The following is a 16566-nucleotide window of genomic DNA, read 5'->3' as shown; positions in this document are numbered from 1 at the left end:
TGCAGTCAGGGAGGAAGACATGTCCGTTGTTGCCTATGAAAAGGACGGGCGTATCGCCCGGATCACGCTGAACCGGCCCGAGGTAATGAACGCCATCAATGACGAGCTGCCGGGTGCGCTGGCCGCTGCCGTGGCGCGGGCCGATGCCGATCCGGACGTGCATGTGATGGTGCTGTCGGGGGCAGGGCGCGCCTTTTGCGCCGGTTACGACCTGACCTATTACGCTGAGGGCAACGGGGCGGGCGACGTGACCCAGCCGATGCCCTGGGACCCGATCAAGGATTACCGGTTCATGTGGGCCAATACCCAGCATTTCATGTCGCTTTGGCGGGCAGTAAAGCCGGTGCTGTGCAAGGTGCACGGCTTCGCAGTGGCGGGCGGATCGGATATCGCGCTGTGTGCGGATCTGACGGTCATGGCCGAGGATGCGCAGATCGGGTACATGCCCTCGCGGGTCTGGGGCTGTCCCACCACGGCGATGTGGGTCTATCGACTGGGGGCCGAACGGGCCAAGCGGATGCTGTTCACCGGCGACAAGATCACCGGGCGTCAGGCGGCGGATATGGGGCTGGTGCTGGAGGCGGTGCCGGCCGACAAGCTGGACGACCGGGTCGAGGAACTGGCCGCGCGCATGGCGACGGTGCCCATCAACCAGCTGGCGATGCAGAAACTGGTGATCAACCAGGCGATCGAGCAGACCGGGCTGATGCAGACCCAGCGGCTGGCGACGATTTTCGACGGCATCACCCGGCACAGCCCCGAAGGCATCCATTTCAAGGAACGGGCCGAGGCGGTCGGCTGGAAACAGGCGGTGGACGAGCGCGATCAGGGCACCTGGGACTGGACCGCGAACGAGGCGATCCCCAAGCGGAACCGCTAGGCTCAGACCCGGCCCGCGCGGCTGCCCGATCTTACGCCTGTTCGGCGCTGGCGTTGTTCGCGCAGGAACACGAACAGGCCTGAACCTGCGATCAGCGCCATTCCGAACCAGACCTCCCAATCCGGCAGATCGCCCCATATCATCCAGCCCCAGAATACCGCCAGCGGCAATCCGACATATTCGAAGGGCGCCACCGTTGCCGCGTCGGCCTGGCGATAGGCCTGTGCCAGGCAATATCCGATGATGGCCGAGTTGAGACCCAGACCGGTCAGGAACAGCCAGTCCTGTCCGCTGGGCCATGTCCAGGCGCGCAGCAGAAAGATCAGGCTGGGGTCCGAGCTTTCATCAACGAACCGACCATCGCCCGCGACCAGATAGAACAATGCGCCCACCAGGATGAACATCAGCTGGATATAGACCGACAGGGCCGAGGCCTTGCTGCTGACCCCCAGCGTGCGCGTCATCAGTTGCAGCAGCGCATAAGTCAGGGCAGACAGAACCGGCAGCAGCAGGACAAGCCTGCTTGCCTCCAGGCTTTCGGCCCCTTGCCACGGGCGCTGCATCAGGATCACGCCCGAAAAGCCGACCAGCACCGCGCCCAGGCGCATCGGGCCGACACGCTCCTTGAGGATTGGCACCGACAACAGCGTGATGAACAGCGGTGCTGCAAAGAACAGCGCCGTCACATCCGCCAGAGGCGCCACCGCCAGCGCGGCGAAAAAGCTCATGTTCGAGATCACGACCAGCAGGCCGCGCAGCGCGTGCAGGAAGGGATGTTTGGTTTTCAGGATGCGCAAGCCACCCTCAATCCAGACCAGTCCTAGCGACAGCACGATCCCCACCGCCGACCGGATAAAGACGATCTGGTGCAACGGATAGGCGCCCGACAACTGCTTGACCAGCATGTCGTTGAGCGAAATGGCAAGCATTCCGGCCATGATAAAGGCAATTCCGGCACCTGGCCGGTGTTGTGCGGTCTCGGTCATATCGTGGATCCTGTCCGGGCGCCCGCGCCCTGTCTCTGGCTATCACGGATTGACCGGTGTGCCATGCCCATTTTCGATAGCCCCTGTGGTTGCCGCATGCCGGGCCGGGCGTTAGCACAGGTCCGGCACGCAGAACGGAGGCACCCCATGCACCTACACGACACCCGCACGATCGCGGCCGACCCTGCAACGGTTTTTAGCGCGCTTCTCGACCCCGCGGTCCTGTGCGCCTGCGTGCCCGGCGCGCAAGAGGTGACCGGCACCGCCGATGGCGGTTTCGAGGCGGTGGTGGTGCAAAAGGTCGGCCCGGTAAAGGCGATCTTTCGCGGCACCGTCACCCTCTCGGATCTGGTGCCGGGCGCCGGGTTGACCCTGACGGGTGAGGGCAAGGGCGGCGCGGCGGGCTTTGCCAAGGGCGGCGCCGAGGTCCGGCTTGCCCCCGGTGATGCAGGCGGGACGCTGCTGTCCTACCGGGCCGAGGCGCGGGTGGGCGGCAAGCTGGCCCAGCTTGGCAGCCGGATCATCGACGGGTTCGCCCGCAAGATGGCGGATCAGTTCTTTGACAATCTGCAAGCGCAGTTCACGGCCGAGGCCGAGGAGGACCCGCAAGGGGCCAAAGAGGCCGCCCCGCCCCGCAAATCCTGGTTCGGGCGCGGCTGAGCGGGGCTGCATATTCGCTCTGTTCCCTTGCTGCGGCAGATTGTAGGGTTCCGGCCAGAACGGGACCAATACATGACGACCATTCTTTCGATCCGGGACTTGCGAAAATCCTATGCCGACGGGTTCGAGGCGCTCAAGGGCGTTTCGCTCGACATTCGCGAGGGTGAGATTCTGGCGCTGCTCGGCCCCAATGGCGCCGGAAAAACCACGCTGATCTCGACCATCTGCGGCATCACCACGCCGACATCGGGCAGCGTCACCGTGGGCGGGCACGATATTCAGGAGGAGTTCCGTGCCGCCCGGCAGATGATCGGGTTGGTGCCGCAGGAAATCGCGCTGGAACCCTTTGAAAAGGTGATGAACACCGTCCGTTTTTCGCGCGGGCTGTTCGGCAAGCGCGCAAATGATGGCCGCATCGAGGAGGTGCTGCGCAAGCTGTCCCTCTGGGACAAGCGCCGCAACGCCATCAAGGAACTCTCGGGCGGGATGAAACGCCGGGTGCTGATCGCCAAGGCGCTGGCGCATGACCCGCGCGTGCTGTTCCTGGACGAACCCACCGCCGGGGTCGATGTGGAACTGCGCAAGGACATGTGGGAGATCGTGGCCGAGTTGAAGGCCGCCGGTGTCACCATCATCCTGACCACCCATTACATCGAAGAGGCCGAGGCCATCGCCGACCGCATCGGCGTCATCAACAAGGGCGAGCTGCTGCTGGTCGAGGACAAGGCCAAGCTGATGGCACGGATGGGCCGCAAGCAGCTGGACGTGCTGCTGACCCGACCGATTTCCACGATCCCGGCCAGCCTCGCCCGTCACAACCTGTTGCTGGGCGCGGCGGGGGATGTGCTGATCTATACCTATGACACCCATGCCGACCGGACCGGGATCACCACGCTGTTGAACGACGTGGCCGAGGCCGGTCTAGTATTGCGCGACGTGGTGACCCGCCAATCGAGCCTCGAAGAGATCTTCGTCACCCTCGTCAAGGGAGAGACACAATGAACTGGGCCGCCATTGCCGCCATATATCGGTTCGAAATGGCCCGGTTCTTTCGCACCCTGGCGCAGAGTTTCATTTCGCCGGTGCTCAGCACCTCGCTCTATTTCGTGGTGTTCGGCACGGCCATCGGTAGCCGCATCCAGGAAATCGAAGGTGTCTCTTATGGTGCTTTCATCGTGCCCGGACTGATCATGCTGTCGGTGGTGATGCTGTCGATCTCGAACGCCTCTTTCGGCATCTACTTCCCGAAATTCCTCGGCACAGTCTATGAACTGCTCTCGGCGCCGGTCAATTTCATCGAGATCGTCATCGGCTATGTCGGCGCGGCGGCGACCAAGGCGCTGTTTGTGGGGCTGGTGATCCTGGTGACCGCCAGCTTCTTTGTCGACCTCAGGATCGAGCATCCCTTTGCCATGGCAGCCTTTCTGGTGCTGACCTGTCTCAGCTTCTCGCTGCTTGGCTTCATCGTCGGCATCTGGGCCAGCAATTTCGAACAGATGTCGCTGGTGCCGCAACTGGTGGTGACACCACTGATCTTTCTGGGCGGTACGTTTTACAGCATCTCGATGCTGCCACCGGTCTGGCAAACGGTGACCCTGTTCAACCCGGTGGTCTATCTGATCTCGGGGTTTCGCTGGTCGTTCTACGGGCTGGCCGATGTGCCCGTTGGGTTGAGCCTGTTAGCGATTGCCGGGTTCACGGGGCTGTGCCTGGCAGTGATCTGGTGGATCTTCCGGACCGGCTGGCGCATTCGCAGTTAAGAGGAGGAGCACGTTGCAAATATGCCCGTTCGCTGTGGGAAATGTGTTGCCGTCGCGTATCTGTCATGCCGCGCGTCTTGTTTGTCGGCAGGGCGCGCTCTACATCGGCTGCCATGACACTCGCCCTTCCGTTTAAGAAAAAGCCGCCTCTGGTGGCCGTGGTTCGCCTGTCCGGTGCGATTGGTCTCGCCGGGCGCGGGGCGCTGAACGACACCACGCTTGCCCCCATGCTGGAGCGCGCCTTTCGCAAGGGCAAGCCTGCCGCCGTTGCGCTGGAAATCAATTCGCCCGGCGGCTCGCCCGTGCAAAGCTCGCTGATCGGGGCGCGCATCCGGCGCCTGGCGACCGAGCATGAGATGCCGGTTTATGCCTTTGTCGAGGATGTTGCCGCCTCGGGCGGGTATTGGCTGGCCTGCGCCGCTGACGAGATCTGGGCCGATGACAGCTCGGTCCTGGGCTCGATCGGGGTAATCTCGGCCAGCTTCGGCGCGCATGTGTTCCTGGCGCGCCAAGGGTTCGAACGGCGGGTACACACGGCGGGCAAGTCGAAATCCATGCTCGACCCGTTCAGCCCGGAAAAGAAAGAGGATGTGACCCGGCTCAAGGGATTGCTGGGCGACATCCACCAGAACTTCATCACTCATGTCAAAGAACGTCGCGGCGACCGGCTGGATGCCACCGAAGACCTGTTCACCGGCGAGGTCTGGCTGGGTGCGCGGGCCCGCGATCTGGGGCTGATCGACGGGATCGCCCATCTGAAACCCAAGATGCAGGAGCGGTTCGGCGACAAGGTGCGGTTCCGCCGCTATGGTATCCGCCGCCCGTTCTGGTCGCGCTTCGGCGTGCATCTGGCCGAGGACGCCCTTGCCGGTATCGAGGAGCGCGCGGCCTTTGCGCGTTTCGGTCTCTGACATGCTGACAAAGATCGTCGCCCTTTTCCTGGTTGGCATGATGGTTCTCGCCATGTTCGGACGTTTGCGGTTTCCGGGCGCGTCCCGGTTAAAATCGGCAAAATGTCCGCGGTGCGGGCGCTACAGGATCGGCAAGGGCCCCTGTGCCTGTGGACATGGAGGCCGCGCATGATGCCATGGATCCTATCGGCGCTGGGGCTGGTCATCCTGCTTCTGGCCGGGGACGCGCTGGTACGGGGCGCGGTCAATCTCAGCCTGCGGCTGGGCGTGCCCGCGCTGATCGTCAGCCTGACGATCGTGGCCTTCGGTACCTCGGCACCGGAGCTGCTGATCTCGATCAAGGCGGTGCTGGAGCACGCGCCGGGCATCGCACTGGGCAATGTGGTCGGTTCGAACACCGCCAACATCCTGCTGGTTCTGGGGGTTCCCGCGCTGCTGGCGACGCTGCACACCAGCGAATGCGACAGCCGTCGCAACTATGTGCTGATGATCCTTGCCTCGGTCCTTTTCATCGGTCTGGCCTTTTGCGGCACCTTTACCGCCACCAGCGGTCTGATCCTGCTGGCCGGTCTGGGATTGATGCTGGCCAATGCCTTTCGCGAGGCGCATGCCCATCGCAAGGCCTGTGGCGACCCCTGTGCCGATGACGATCTGGAGGTGCTGGAAGAAGCCGACCCCGACATGCCCTGGTGGCGCATCGGCATCTATCTGCTGCTGGGTCTGATCGGGCTGCCGATGGGGGCGCATCTGCTGGTCGACAATGCCTCGATCATCGCGCGCACCTACGGGGTCAGCGAAACCGTGATCGGCCTGACACTGGTGGCTGTCGGTACCTCGTTGCCCGAACTGGCCACCACCGTTATGGCGGCGCTCAGACGTCAGGCGGATGTGGCGCTGGGCAATGTGATCGGGTCGAACATGTTCAACCTGCTGGCCATCATCGGTGTGGCTACGATGTTCGGCCCCATCCCGGTCGATCCGGAATTCCTGCGTTTCGACCTCTGGGTGATGTTGGCAGCCTCGCTGCTGCTTATCCCCTTCGTGTTCTTCAAGTGGGACATCACCCGCACCTGGGGGGTGTTCCTGACGGGTATCTACCTCGTCTATATCGTTGTCGTCCTCGTTTAGGCGACCCGCAACAGAGAGGAGCGGTCATGGCATTGGCGCTTGTCACCGGGGCAGGTATCCGTCTGGGCCGCGCTATGGCGCTGTATCTTGCCGGGCGCGGTCATGATGTGGCGGTGCACTATGCCCGCTCCGAGACCGATGCGGCCGAAGTTGTGGAGCGGATCCACCATTTGGGACGACGCGCCGTAGCACTTCAGGCCGATCTGCTGGACGAGGACCAGATGCAGGCCCTTTTGCCGCGCGCGAGCGAGGCGTTGGGCGGTCTTGTCACCTGCCTGGTCAACAATGCCTCGATCTTTGAATATGACAGCCTGTCCAGCGCCAGCCGTCATAGTTGGGATCGGCATATGGAAAGCAATCTGCGCGCGCCATTCGTACTGACCCAGGCGATGGCAGCACAGGGGTTGGAACCGATACTGGACGACAATGGCGAGCCGATGGCGAGCGGGCTGATCGTCAACATGATCGACATGCGGGTGCGCAAGCTGACACCGGAGTTCATGACCTACACGCTGGCAAAGGCCGCATTGTGGACCCTGACTCAAACCAGCGCTCAGGCGCTGACGCCGGCGATCCGGGTCAATGCGATCGGACCCGGCCCAACCCTGAAAGGTCACCGCCAGTCGCCTGAGCATTTCGCGGCGCAGCGGGCCAACACGATCTCGGGGCGCGGTTCGAACCCGCGGGATATCATCGCTGCTTTGGGATATTTCCTTGATGCCCCTGCGGTAACTGGACAGTTGCTTTGCGTCGATGGCGGGCAGCACCTGGGGTGGCGCACACCCGATGTTCTGGGGGTGGAATAGAGGTTTGCGCCGCGAGTTTTGCACCGGCGTCAGTCATGTTACGAAAGCGTTACAAAAACACCTTTGTTTTCATTGGCTTGCAGCGAATTAAAAAAGTTTTGTTTAGATTCAATATGTTGCATTGGTGCCTAATTTTTAGGCAACTCGGCAAACCGCCCGCGAAACAAGGGAAAATCCCGCGCGTCTTAAACTTGTCTTCAGACTTATCCACATAATCCGTGGATTTGTTTCCTCTTGAAACGGACGCCACAAGATTGCAGCGGGGTCCAGAGAATCATATCTCGGTCCCATGCAAGACACGAACCCGTCCCAACCTGATTCCCCGGTCACCGGATATGCCTGTATCCAGGACTATCTTCGCAGTCTGAGCGGTGCGCCGGGAGTCTACCGGATGCTCGATGCACAGGCGCGGGTGCTTTATGTCGGCAAGGCGCGCAACCTGCGCGCGCGGGTGTCGAACTATGCTCGCCCAGGCCATAGTCCGAGGATCGAGCGGATGATCCGCGAGACCGCCTCGATGATGTTCCTGACCACGCGCACCGAGACCGAGGCGCTGCTGCTGGAACAGAACCTGATCAAGCAGCTCAAGCCGAAATACAACGTGCTGCTCAGGGATGACAAAAGCTTTCCCAATATCCTGGTGGCCAAGGATCATCCCTTTGCCCAGATCAAGAAACACCGGGGCGCGAAGAAGGAGAAGGGCACCTATTTCGGCCCCTTCGCCAGTGCCGGTGCGGTCAACCGCACCCTGAACCAGCTGCAAAAGGCGTTCCTGCTGCGCAACTGCACCGACGCGGTGTTCGACAGCCGTACCCGGCCCTGCCTTCTCTATCAGATCAAGCGGTGTTCGGGACCCTGCGTGGGGCTGATATCCGAGGCTGACTATGCCGCCGCCGTCAAGGATGCCGAACGGTTCCTCTCGGGCCGCTCGACCCGGGTACAGGAGGAATTGGCCGAACAGATGATGGCCGCCTCCGAGGCGATGGAGTTCGAGCGCGCCGCCGCCCTGCGCGACCGGATCCGGGCCTTGACCACGGTGCAGGGCGCACAGGGCATCAACCCGCGCGGCGTGGCCGAGGCGGATGTGGTGGCGCTGCATCTCGAAAACGGCCAGGCCTGCGTGCAGGTCTTTTTCATCCGGGCCAACCAGAACTGGGGCAACCGCGATTTCTATCCTCGCGTGGGCGAGGATGTTTCGGCGGCCGAGGTGATGGAGGCGTTCCTGGGCCAGTTCTATGACAACAAGGAACCGCCCCGGCAGCTGATCCTGTCGGACGCGATCGAGAATGCAGACCTGATGACCGAGGCGCTGAGCGAGAAGGCCGGGCGCAAGGTTGAACTGCTGGTGCCCCAGCGCGGCGAAAAGGCCGAACTGGTCTCGGGCGCGCTGCGCAACGCGCGCGAGTCGCTGGCCCGGCGCATGTCCGAAAGCGCGACCCAGACCAAGCTGCTGCGCGGCCTGGCCGAGGCGTTCGACCTGGACGGCCCGCCAAAGCGGATCGAGGTCTACGACAACAGCCATATCCAGGGCACCAACGCGGTCGGCGGCATGATCGTGGCCGGGCCTGAGGGACTGATGAAGAACCAGTACCGCAAGTTCAACATCCGGGGCGACGACCTGACGCCGGGCGACGATTTCGGCATGATGAAAGAGGTTCTGACCCGGCGGTTTACAAGGCTGCTGAAAGAGGACCCGGACCGCGACAAGGGGCTGTGGCCCGATCTGTTGCTGATCGACGGCGGCGCCGGTCAGGTCAGCGCGGTGCAGGAAATCATGGTGGCGCACGGGGTCGAGGATATCCCGATGGTCGGCGTCGCCAAGGGCATCGACCGCGACCACGGCAAGGAAGAATTCCACCGCATCGGCCAGCGCCCCTTTGCCCTGAAACGCAACGACCCGGTGTTGTATTTCATCCAGCGGCTCAGGGATGAGGCGCACCGGTTTGCCATCGGCACCCATCGCGCCAAGCGGGCAAAGGCGGTCAGCGCAACTCCGCTCGACGATATCCCCGGCGTCGGCGCCGCCCGCAAACGCGCACTGCTTGCGCATTTCGGCAGCGCCAAGGCGGTGAGCCGCGCCGATCTGGCCGACTTGATCGCGGTCGAAGGTGTCTCCGAGGGTCTGGCGCAGAAAATCTACGACTTCTTCCACGAAAGCTGACTTGCCATTTGCCTTGCCCTACGCTTGGCTGACGCGGGGAGGACGTTTCGATGACAGTGATGCAGGGGTTTCCGCCAGCCGAGGGTGACCGCGCCACATTGGCCAACTGGCGCACCCGGCCCTATTCGGCCTGGGCGTTCCATCATGTGCGCGAGATCGTCCCCTCGGCGCTGATCGCCAATGCGCCGGGCGACGTGTGGGCGCTGGAGCAGAGCGCGCCGCTGCTTTCCGAGGATATGCTGAACGATATCCTCGCCCCTACCTGCACCGATGCGCTGGTTGTGCTGCATCGAGGCCGCGTGGTCCACGAGATCTATCGCAACGGAATGGGGGCCGATGATCCGCATATCCTGATGTCGGTCTCGAAATCCATGCTGGGCCTTCTGGCCGGGATTCTGGCGGACAAGGGGCTGTTGGACCTGAACGCGGCGATCACCGATTATGTTCCCGAACTGGCAGCAACCGCCTATGCCGGCGCGATGGTGCGCCAGGCGCTGGATATGCGGGTGGGCGTCGCATTCTCCGAGGATTACACCGCCACCACCGGCCCGATCATTGCCTATCGCAAGGCGGCGAACTGGAACGTGGTCGAGCCGGGTGACACGGTACCCGATCTGCGCGGGTTCCAGCAAATGCTGACCGAGCGTGACGGTCCGCATGGCGGACGGTTTCACTATGTCTCGCCGGTGACCGACCTGCTGGCCTGGGTGATCGAACGGGCGGCTGGGCGGCGTTATGCCGACCTGATGTCCGAACACCTCTGGCGGCCCATGGGCGCCCAGCAGGCGGCCTATATCACTGTCGACCGCATTGGTGGACCGCGCGCGGCGGGTGGCATGTGCGTCTCCGCCCGCGATCTGGCGCGGGTGGGGCAGTTGATCTGCCAGGGCGGCGCGCGCGCGGACGGGCGTCAGGTGATCCCCGCCGACTGGCTGGACGATATCGCAACGCAGGGTGATCCCGAGGCCTGGGCGACCGGTGATTTCGCCGACCGTTTCCCGGAATATGACATGGTCTATCGCAGCAAATGGTATGTCCACCCCGGAGCCAAACCGCTGATCCATGGCATGGGCATCCACGGTCAATACCTCTTTGCCGATCCAGCCCGCGACCTCGTTGTGGCGTGGATGGCATCCGAGTCGGACCCAACCAGCGACCGCGCCTTTGGCCTGCGCTATCGCCTGATTGAACAGTTGCGCGCGGTTGTCTGAGAGATGTGGTACTTCTGTCCTCTTTCCCATTCGCTCGGGGCAGGATAAACCCGGCGCATGAAGTGGAACCTGCCCAATATCCTGACCCTGCTGCGCCTGCTTGCCGCGCCCGGCCTGGCCGTCATGTTTCTCTATTTCACACGGCCCTATGCAGACTGGTTCGCGCTAATCCTGTTTGTCTCTGCGGCGATCACCGACTGGTTCGACGGCTATCTGGCAAGGGCCTGGAAACAGGAAACCAAGATGGGTGCGATGATGGACCCGATCGCCGACAAGGCGATGGTGGTGATCGCGCTGATGATCCTTGTGGGCTATTCCACCGAACACTGGACGCCATGGCTGGTGCTGCCTGCCACGGTGATCCTGTTCCGCGAGGTCTTTGTCTCGGGCCTGCGCGAATATCTCGGCGATGTGGCCGGCACGCTCAAGGTCACCAAGCTGGCCAAGTGGAAGACCACCGCCCAGATGATCGCCATCGCGGTCCTGTTCAGTCAGGGCATTTTCGAACACTATCTGGTGATGTCCTCGTTCGGCATGGATCAGGGGATCGTCGATCAGATCATGGCGGGCGAGGTCGCGGACCTGCACGGCCTGCGTTGGAAGCTGGATGGCATGATCTGGTCCGGACGCGTGGGCCTGTGGCTGTTGTGGATCGCGGCGGCGCTGACATTGATCACGGGCTTTGACTACCTACGTAAAGCCATGCCGCACCTGAGGGAGACGCGCTGATGGATGTTCTCTATTTCGCCTGGGTCCGCGAGCGGATCGGTGTGCCGCGCGAGCGGGTCGAAACCGGGGCGCAGACAGTGGCGCAACTGGTCGAGGAGTTGCGCGCGCGCGAGCCGCGTTACGAGGCGGCCTTTGCCGACCTGACCGCCCTGCGGGTGGCGCTGGATCAGGATCTGGCCGATTTCGACGCATCGCTCAGCGGCGTGCGCGAAGTGGCCTTCTTTCCGCCGATGACCGGGGGCTGAGCCCGATGCGGGTGGTGGTCCAGAAGGAACCCTTTGACCTTGGCGCCGAGGCCAACGCCTTTGCCGCCGCCGATACAGGCATGGGCGCCATCGTGACCTTTACCGGCGTGGTGCGCGATCTGGCGCAGGGCGATCTGGATGTGATGGAGATCGAGCATTATCCGGGCATGACCGAAAAAGCGCTGACCAGGATCGCGACCGAGGCGCAGGAACGCTGGTCGCTGGGCGATGTGCTGGTAATCCACCGCTACGGGCGGTTGGCGCCCGGCGACCGGATCATGATGGTCGCCACCGCCGCACCCCATCGCAAGGATGCTTTCGAGGCCGCCGAATACCTGATGGACTATCTGAAATCCCGCGCTCCGTTCTGGAAAAAGGAAATCACCGGGACTGGCGCAGGCTGGGTCGCTGCCAAGGACGAAGACGAAGACGCCCTGACCCGCTGGTAGGCGCCCCGCGACGGTCGCTCAGCCGTGATGATGGCGTAGCTCTTCGGCCTCTTGCCGGGCGGCGCGCAACCCGTCCATGGCAGCGCCCAGTTCTGCCTCGGTCTGGGTTAGCTGATTGGTCAGCTCGGCCTCGCGCTGTTGCAGATAGGTGATCGCCTGATCGCGGGCCTCTTCGGCCTCGTGCAATTCCTGGCTCATCCGGTCCAGATCGGCCACATCGCTTTGCCGCACGCGGGTGAACCGGTGCACCAGCCAGTTCGCGAACCATCCCATGGAAAAGGCCACGAACAGGATGATGGCGGTGGTGATGATGAATTCGGTTCTGTTCACTTACTGATCCTCCCCGGTGGCCCCGGTGGTGCTCTGTTCGGTATCCGCATCGCCGGATTGCTCTGCCTCGACCTGTTCCAGCGCCGTGGTGTGTTCGTCTGCCTGTTCCGGTCGGATCAGGCGGAATTCGATGCGGCGGTTGGCTTCGCGACCATCCTCGCTCCCGTTATCGGCGATCGGTTGGCTTTCGCCATAACCGACGGCGGCATAGCTGGCGGTCAGCACCCGGCGCGCGCGTAGCTCGTTCAGAACCGACTGTGCGCGCGCCTGGCTAAGCTGCTGGTTCATCTCTTCGCGGCCCTGACTGTCGGTATGACCCTGGATTTCCAGCCGGATCGGTCCGCAGCTCTGCAACAGCTCCGCGATCCGGTCCATCGTGCCCGAGGCACTGGCCGCAATGGTGGCAGATCCGGGTTCAAAGGCGATCTTGTCATTCGCCTGCACCTCGGCCAGCAGAGCCTCGCACCGGTCGGCGTCCAGGCTGGTTTCTGCGGGTTCTGGCGGCGCCTCATAGGCGATTTCCAGATCGAAGCTCTGGTTCTCACCCAGCTTGTCGGCCAGCAGGCGGGCGATCTCGGCGCTGGCCTCTTCCAAATGGCTGGTACCGCGCAGGACAACCAGATCAGGAGTTACCACAAGAGCGCCCTTGCTGAGCGTCGCCAGCGCCTCGAGGCCGGCCAACACCCTGACGGGCCAGTCGGCCGGCAGATCGGGAACGATCCGGGCGGCGGTATAGACCGCAGCTGCGCCGAACGCCGCCTTAGCATAGCTGTCCACCATCTCGCGGGCATAGTCGCTGCCAAGGCGACCGCGCAGTTGCACCAGCCCCTCGGGGCTTAGTGTGGCGGTAAACTCGGGCGGGCCGACTGTTTGCTTGGTTTCTGGCTCGGGCAAGACCGCATGCAAGGCAAACACATCTGGCAGACCGGTTTCCAGTTCTCCGACCACGCGGTCGAACAGGGCCGGGTCGGTGCCCTGCGCAACGACCAGCGTGATGTCGGCATCCGCGATGGTCACCGTGCCCCGGCCCAGTTCGGCCAGTGCGGCAAGGCTCAACTCGGCCGCCTTGGCCCAGCGGGGCGACGGTACGCCCATCCCGATGGTGCACGAAGCATTGCCCTGCATCCCGGCATTGCGGGCGGCGGTCAGGATACGGTCGCGGGCGGCCTCGGTGTCGGCGGCGCAGGCATCGAAGCGGGCACCCTCCTCGTCGATCAGGAACCGCAGGGTAAACGGCGTCAGCACCGGACGCGGTGCCGCGATATCGAGACCGATCCGCAGCGACGGCGGCGCGGCGCGGTTCAGCGCCTGTTCCAGTCTTTTCTTGTCGGCGCCGCTGTCCGATATGGCGCGCACGGTCACCCGTCCGGCGCTGACCGAGATTTTCGAACGCGGCAGCATACCCAGCGCGACCACCGCGTAATCGAGAGCATCCTGCCAGCCTTCGGGGACGGGATAGCTGGCGGTTTCCAGCAGATCGGCCACTTGCTGCCCGTCGGCCAGCCGTTTCAGCGAGGTCAGAAGCGCCTTCCGGTTCATCGAGGCGGGAACCAGGCCGATGATCGACACGCCGGAATCGTTGCGTAGTATTTCGATCGAAAATTTCGGAGCGGCCAAGCCGGCCGAGGGTCGTACCTGCATCATGTCGATAACGCGCGAAGCATCGACCTCGCCCCCCACCACCGACAGCGCGTTGAACCGCGTCGCCTCGTCCGGGGCCATGCCGGTAACGATGACCTGCAAGCCATTGGCCTGAACCTCAGCCCAATTGTGGCCGGCCCGATCCAACCCGCGCCGCACGGCAATTTCCGAGTTCTCCTCGACTGCAGTCACGGCAAAACTGGCGGCCACACCGCAAATCAGCGCTGCCAGAACAAAGGTCAGCGCGACCACGAGGGTCAGAGGAAGTCGCATCAACAGGTCGTATCTCTCCGGTTTGTGGAAGAGTTCTTAACTCCCCGGGATCGATGGTGCAATCACACGAACAACGCGATCAGAAAGAAGATGAGCGGAATCAGGCCGGTGTCGCGATTGACCCGAAACAGTTGCAGCAGTTTGCGATTGTCTTTGAGGTCCAGTCCACGCAGTTGCCAGGCCATGTGCCAGCCCATCGCCCAGGGTCCCGCCAGCGCCAGGACCAGCGCCAGGATCGAGGCATCTGGCAGCGCGGCCTCGATCACCGCGATCCCCATCAGGCTGACGGTTGCGACCAGGAAATAGGCCATCCATCGCGGCGTCTGGTCGCCAAACAGCCGGGCAGTGGACTTGACCCCGATCAGCGCGTCATCCTCGGTATCCTGATGCGCATAGATCGTGTCATAGAACAGCGTCCAGGCGATGCCCGCCACATAAAGGAACACCGCCCCCCATCCCAGCGAGCCGGAATGCGCTGTCCAGGCCAGTAGCGCGCCCCAGTTGAACGCCAGCCCCAGAAACACCTGCGGCCACCAGGTGAAGCGTTTCGCATAGGGATAGACCGCCACCGGCAACAGAGACAGCACGCCCATGGCAATGGCCGCCCGGTTGAACGTCAGCAGGATCATCAACGCCAACAGCGCCTGCGCCACCATCCAGACCACCGCCATCCGGACGCTCACCTGCCCCGAGGGGATCGGGCGCGAGCGCGTCCGTTCGACCCGACCGTCGAAATCGCGATCGGTGATATCGTTCCAGGTACAGCCCGCGCCCCGCATCAGGAACGCGCCCATGCTGCAACCGACAGCAATCCACAGATCGCCCCAGCGCGCATCCTGCCCGTCAAGCATGGCCAGCGACAATCCCCACCAGCAGGGGATCAACAACAACCAGGTGCCGATGGGCCGATCGGCCCGACTCAGCCGCAAATAGGGGCGCGACCAGGCCGGTGCATGGATATCGACCCAGTTGCCGGTCACCGCATCTGCGACCTGACCGTCTGGCGTTGGGGCTTGGCCTTGCATATGTAGTCTTTCATGAGTGCAAAGATCAGACTGTATGTAGAGCAGGCGCTGGGCCAGGGGCAACCGGTTCCAGTGTCGCGCGACCAGGCGCATTACCTCTTCGGGGTGATGCGGCTTGACGTGGGCGCGGCCGTGGCGCTGTTCAACGGGCGTGACGGCGAATGGCTGGCCCAGGTGACCGAGGCTGGCAAACGCGGCGGTACGCTGGTCTGCGAGACGCAGACCAGACCGCTTCAATTGCCCCCCGATCTCTGGCTGCTGTTCGCTCCGATCAAGAAGGCGCGCACCGATTTCATCGTCGAGAAAGCGGCCGAGATGGGGGCGGCCCGGATCGTGCCGGTGCAGACCGATTTCACCAATTCCGAACGCATCCGCCAAGACCGGCTCCAGGCCCACGCCATCGAGGCCGCCGAACAATGCGGCGGCACCTTCGTGCCCGAGGTGACGGATCTCCAAAAACTCTCGCGCCTGCTGGATCATTGGCCCGCCGAGCGGCAGCTGATGTTCTGCGACGAGGCCGAGGCCGGGTCCGCCCTGCGCCTCGCCTCGGAGGCGCGGAACAAACCCTGGGCCATCCTGATCGGCCCCGAGGGCGGCTTCTCCGAAGCCGAGCGCAAGCGTCTGCACACAATGACCGAGGCCCATGTGGTCAGCCTTGGCCCCCGTATCCTGCGCGCCGATACGGCGGCGGTGGCAGCCATGACCCTGTGGCAACAAGCGCTAGGGGATTGGGCATGAGCTTCGTCCGACCCGAAGCGCGCGCCGCGCTGTGGCGCTGGCGTGAGGTGCTCGCAGGGCTTGCGCTGGTCCTTCTTGGGTTCAGCTGGATCGCGGGACCGGGTGGTCTGTTGGGCTGGACCGGGTGGCCGGTCGCGGCGGCCGGCGTGATACTGGCGGTCGTCGGGGTCCAGCGCGCACGGTTCCGCACCGGTGGTGGCGGGCCCGGTATCGTGCTGCTGGACGAGGGCGAGATCACCTATATGGGGCCGCTTGGCGGCGGTTCGGTTGCAGCGGCCGAGATCGAGCGGCTGACCTTTGACCCAACCGCCACCCCGCCGCATTGGCTGCTGGAACAAAAGGGGCGCGACGTGCTTGCCATCCCCGTCAATGCCGAGGGGGCCGAGGTCCTGTTCGACAGTTTTTCGGCATTGCCCGGTCTCAGGACCGAGCGCATGCTGACCGCGTTGAAAACCGAAGCCCGCCATGCGGTGGTAATCTGGGAACGTACACCCTCACGTCCCGCGGCGCTGCCTTTGCACTGATCCGGTCAGGGTGTTGCATCGTTTCCGGTGATGGGCAGGCCAACACAACCGCGTGAGTTTCTACCCCCCATTCCATTGACACTTGCGTCAAATGTGCCACTTGTCGGCA

Annotated in this window: 17 protein-coding genes and 1 pseudogene; 14 read left to right on the top strand and 4 right to left on the bottom strand. The window is 63.5% G+C overall.

Going from position 1 to position 16566, the window contains the following annotated elements; translation table 11 throughout:
- Positions 1–19 precede the first annotated feature (19 nt).
- Complete coding sequence (locus AC2FNY_RS06360) at positions 20–880, top strand: crotonase/enoyl-CoA hydratase family protein (RefSeq protein WP_496801952.1); 861 nt, start codon at positions 20–22, stop codon at positions 878–880.
- A gap of 2 nt (positions 881–882) precedes the next feature.
- Here the strand turns inward: AC2FNY_RS06360 and AC2FNY_RS06355 are convergent, their stop codons facing one another.
- Positions 883–1866 (bottom strand): DMT family transporter, encoded by a 984-nt coding sequence (locus AC2FNY_RS06355; protein WP_496801951.1) that lies wholly within the window; start codon positions 1864–1866, stop codon positions 883–885.
- Positions 1867–2013: 147 nt separating this feature from the next.
- Between AC2FNY_RS06355 and AC2FNY_RS06350 the strand changes: the two genes are divergently transcribed.
- From AC2FNY_RS06350 to AC2FNY_RS06300, 11 genes and pseudogenes are all read left to right on the top strand, one after another.
- Positions 2014–2526: an SRPBCC family protein gene (locus AC2FNY_RS06350; RefSeq protein WP_496801950.1), complete on the top strand. Its 513-nt coding sequence runs from the start codon at positions 2014–2016 to the stop codon at positions 2524–2526.
- A 72-nt stretch (positions 2527–2598) separates the two neighbouring features.
- Positions 2599–3528, top strand: a complete 930-nt coding sequence (locus AC2FNY_RS06345; RefSeq protein WP_234165563.1) for an ABC transporter ATP-binding protein — start codon at positions 2599–2601, stop codon at positions 3526–3528.
- Entirely contained in the window at positions 3525–4286 is a 762-nt protein-coding gene (locus tag AC2FNY_RS06340; protein WP_234137162.1) for an ABC transporter permease, read from the top strand. Before AC2FNY_RS06345 ends, AC2FNY_RS06340 begins: the two co-directional genes overlap by 4 nt.
- Positions 4287–4399: 113 nt before the next feature.
- The gene (locus AC2FNY_RS06335; protein WP_234137163.1) at positions 4400–5197 is read left to right on the top strand and encodes a S49 family peptidase; all 798 of its coding nucleotides are present in this window, start codon (positions 4400–4402) and stop codon (positions 5195–5197) included.
- Between the two features lie 168 nt (positions 5198–5365).
- On the top strand, positions 5366–6325 hold the full coding sequence (locus tag AC2FNY_RS06330; RefSeq protein ID WP_234137164.1) for a calcium/sodium antiporter: 960 nt from the start codon (positions 5366–5368) through the stop codon (positions 6323–6325).
- A gap of 17 nt (positions 6326–6342) precedes the next feature.
- Positions 6343–7131 (top strand): annotated as a pseudogene (locus AC2FNY_RS06325) (SDR family oxidoreductase); the annotation flags it as partial.
- Positions 7132–7420: 289 nt separating this feature from the next.
- Positions 7421–9292, top strand: coding sequence for an excinuclease ABC subunit UvrC (gene uvrC / locus AC2FNY_RS06320; protein ID WP_496801949.1), 1872 nt, complete (start codon positions 7421–7423; stop codon positions 9290–9292).
- A 50-nt stretch (positions 9293–9342) separates the two neighbouring features.
- Positions 9343–10503 carry a serine hydrolase domain-containing protein gene (locus AC2FNY_RS06315; protein WP_496801948.1) on the top strand — a complete coding sequence of 387 codons (1161 nt, stop codon included), beginning with the start codon at positions 9343–9345 and terminating at the stop codon, positions 10501–10503.
- A gap of 57 nt (positions 10504–10560) precedes the next feature.
- On the top strand, positions 10561–11232 hold the full coding sequence (gene pgsA, locus AC2FNY_RS06310) for a CDP-diacylglycerol--glycerol-3-phosphate 3-phosphatidyltransferase (RefSeq protein WP_234165567.1): 672 nt from the start codon (positions 10561–10563) through the stop codon (positions 11230–11232).
- Positions 11232–11477 (top strand): molybdopterin converting factor subunit 1, encoded by a 246-nt coding sequence (moaD, locus tag AC2FNY_RS06305; protein WP_234162818.1) that lies wholly within the window; start codon positions 11232–11234, stop codon positions 11475–11477. Before pgsA ends, moaD begins: the two co-directional genes overlap by 1 nt.
- Positions 11478–11482: 5 nt before the next feature.
- Positions 11483–11926, top strand: a complete 444-nt coding sequence (locus AC2FNY_RS06300) for a molybdenum cofactor biosynthesis protein MoaE (RefSeq protein WP_234162817.1) — start codon at positions 11483–11485, stop codon at positions 11924–11926.
- An 18-nt stretch (positions 11927–11944) separates the two neighbouring features.
- On the opposite strand, the gene AC2FNY_RS06295 is transcribed toward AC2FNY_RS06300, so the two are convergent.
- From AC2FNY_RS06295 to ubiA, 3 genes are all read right to left on the bottom strand, one after another.
- A complete protein-coding gene (locus tag AC2FNY_RS06295) occupies positions 11945–12256 on the bottom strand; it encodes a hypothetical protein (RefSeq protein WP_011049311.1) in 312 nt (103 codons plus the stop codon).
- Positions 12257–14170, bottom strand: a complete 1914-nt coding sequence (locus AC2FNY_RS06290; RefSeq protein WP_496801947.1) for an OmpA family protein — start codon at positions 14168–14170, stop codon at positions 12257–12259.
- Between the two features lie 62 nt (positions 14171–14232).
- Positions 14233–15195, bottom strand: coding sequence for a 4-hydroxybenzoate octaprenyltransferase (gene ubiA / locus AC2FNY_RS06285; RefSeq protein WP_496801946.1), 963 nt, complete (start codon positions 15193–15195; stop codon positions 14233–14235).
- A 12-nt stretch (positions 15196–15207) separates the two neighbouring features.
- Here ubiA and AC2FNY_RS06280 point away from each other — a divergent pair, with 12 nt between their 5' ends.
- Complete coding sequence (locus AC2FNY_RS06280; RefSeq protein ID WP_496801945.1) at positions 15208–15933, top strand: 16S rRNA (uracil(1498)-N(3))-methyltransferase; 726 nt, start codon at positions 15208–15210, stop codon at positions 15931–15933.
- Entirely contained in the window at positions 15930–16457 is a 528-nt protein-coding gene (locus AC2FNY_RS06275) for a hypothetical protein (RefSeq protein ID WP_496801944.1), read from the top strand. Before AC2FNY_RS06280 ends, AC2FNY_RS06275 begins: the two co-directional genes overlap by 4 nt.
- Positions 16458–16566: the final 109 nt, after the last annotated feature.

It is taken from the genome of Ruegeria sp. BHSC223 (assembly GCF_059613025.1).
The sequence above is the reverse complement of the archived record's forward strand: the minus strand, read 5'-3'. Positions and strand labels throughout refer to the sequence as shown.

Excerpts from the sequence above, each read along its gene's own strand:
- AC2FNY_RS06335 (WP_234137163.1), top strand. The coding sequence starts at position 4,400 with ATGACACTCGCCCTTCCGTTTAAGAAAAAGCCGCCTCTGGTGGCCGTG.
- AC2FNY_RS06350 (WP_496801950.1), top strand. The coding sequence starts at position 2,014 with ATGCACCTACACGACACCCGCACGATCGCGGCCGACCCTGCAACGGTT.
- AC2FNY_RS06300 (WP_234162817.1), top strand. The coding sequence starts at position 11,483 with ATGCGGGTGGTGGTCCAGAAGGAACCCTTTGACCTTGGCGCCGAGGCC.
- AC2FNY_RS06345 (WP_234165563.1), top strand. The coding sequence starts at position 2,599 with ATGACGACCATTCTTTCGATCCGGGACTTGCGAAAATCCTATGCCGAC.
- AC2FNY_RS06355 (WP_496801951.1), bottom strand. The coding sequence starts at position 1,866 with ATGACCGAGACCGCACAACACCGGCCAGGTGCCGGAATTGCCTTTATC.
- AC2FNY_RS06315 (WP_496801948.1), top strand. The coding sequence starts at position 9,343 with ATGACAGTGATGCAGGGGTTTCCGCCAGCCGAGGGTGACCGCGCCACA.
- AC2FNY_RS06360 (WP_496801952.1), top strand. The coding sequence starts at position 20 with ATGTCCGTTGTTGCCTATGAAAAGGACGGGCGTATCGCCCGGATCACG.
- uvrC (WP_496801949.1), top strand. The coding sequence starts at position 7,421 with ATGCAAGACACGAACCCGTCCCAACCTGATTCCCCGGTCACCGGATAT.
- moaD (WP_234162818.1), top strand. The coding sequence starts at position 11,232 with ATGGATGTTCTCTATTTCGCCTGGGTCCGCGAGCGGATCGGTGTGCCG.
- AC2FNY_RS06290 (WP_496801947.1), bottom strand. The coding sequence starts at position 14,170 with ATGCGACTTCCTCTGACCCTCGTGGTCGCGCTGACCTTTGTTCTGGCA.
- AC2FNY_RS06330 (WP_234137164.1), top strand. The coding sequence starts at position 5,366 with ATGATGCCATGGATCCTATCGGCGCTGGGGCTGGTCATCCTGCTTCTG.
- ubiA (WP_496801946.1), bottom strand. The coding sequence starts at position 15,195 with ATGCAAGGCCAAGCCCCAACGCCAGACGGTCAGGTCGCAGATGCGGTG.
- AC2FNY_RS06340 (WP_234137162.1), top strand. The coding sequence starts at position 3,525 with ATGAACTGGGCCGCCATTGCCGCCATATATCGGTTCGAAATGGCCCGG.
- AC2FNY_RS06275 (WP_496801944.1), top strand. The coding sequence starts at position 15,930 with ATGAGCTTCGTCCGACCCGAAGCGCGCGCCGCGCTGTGGCGCTGGCGT.
- AC2FNY_RS06280 (WP_496801945.1), top strand. The coding sequence starts at position 15,208 with ATGAGTGCAAAGATCAGACTGTATGTAGAGCAGGCGCTGGGCCAGGGG.
- pgsA (WP_234165567.1), top strand. The coding sequence starts at position 10,561 with ATGAAGTGGAACCTGCCCAATATCCTGACCCTGCTGCGCCTGCTTGCC.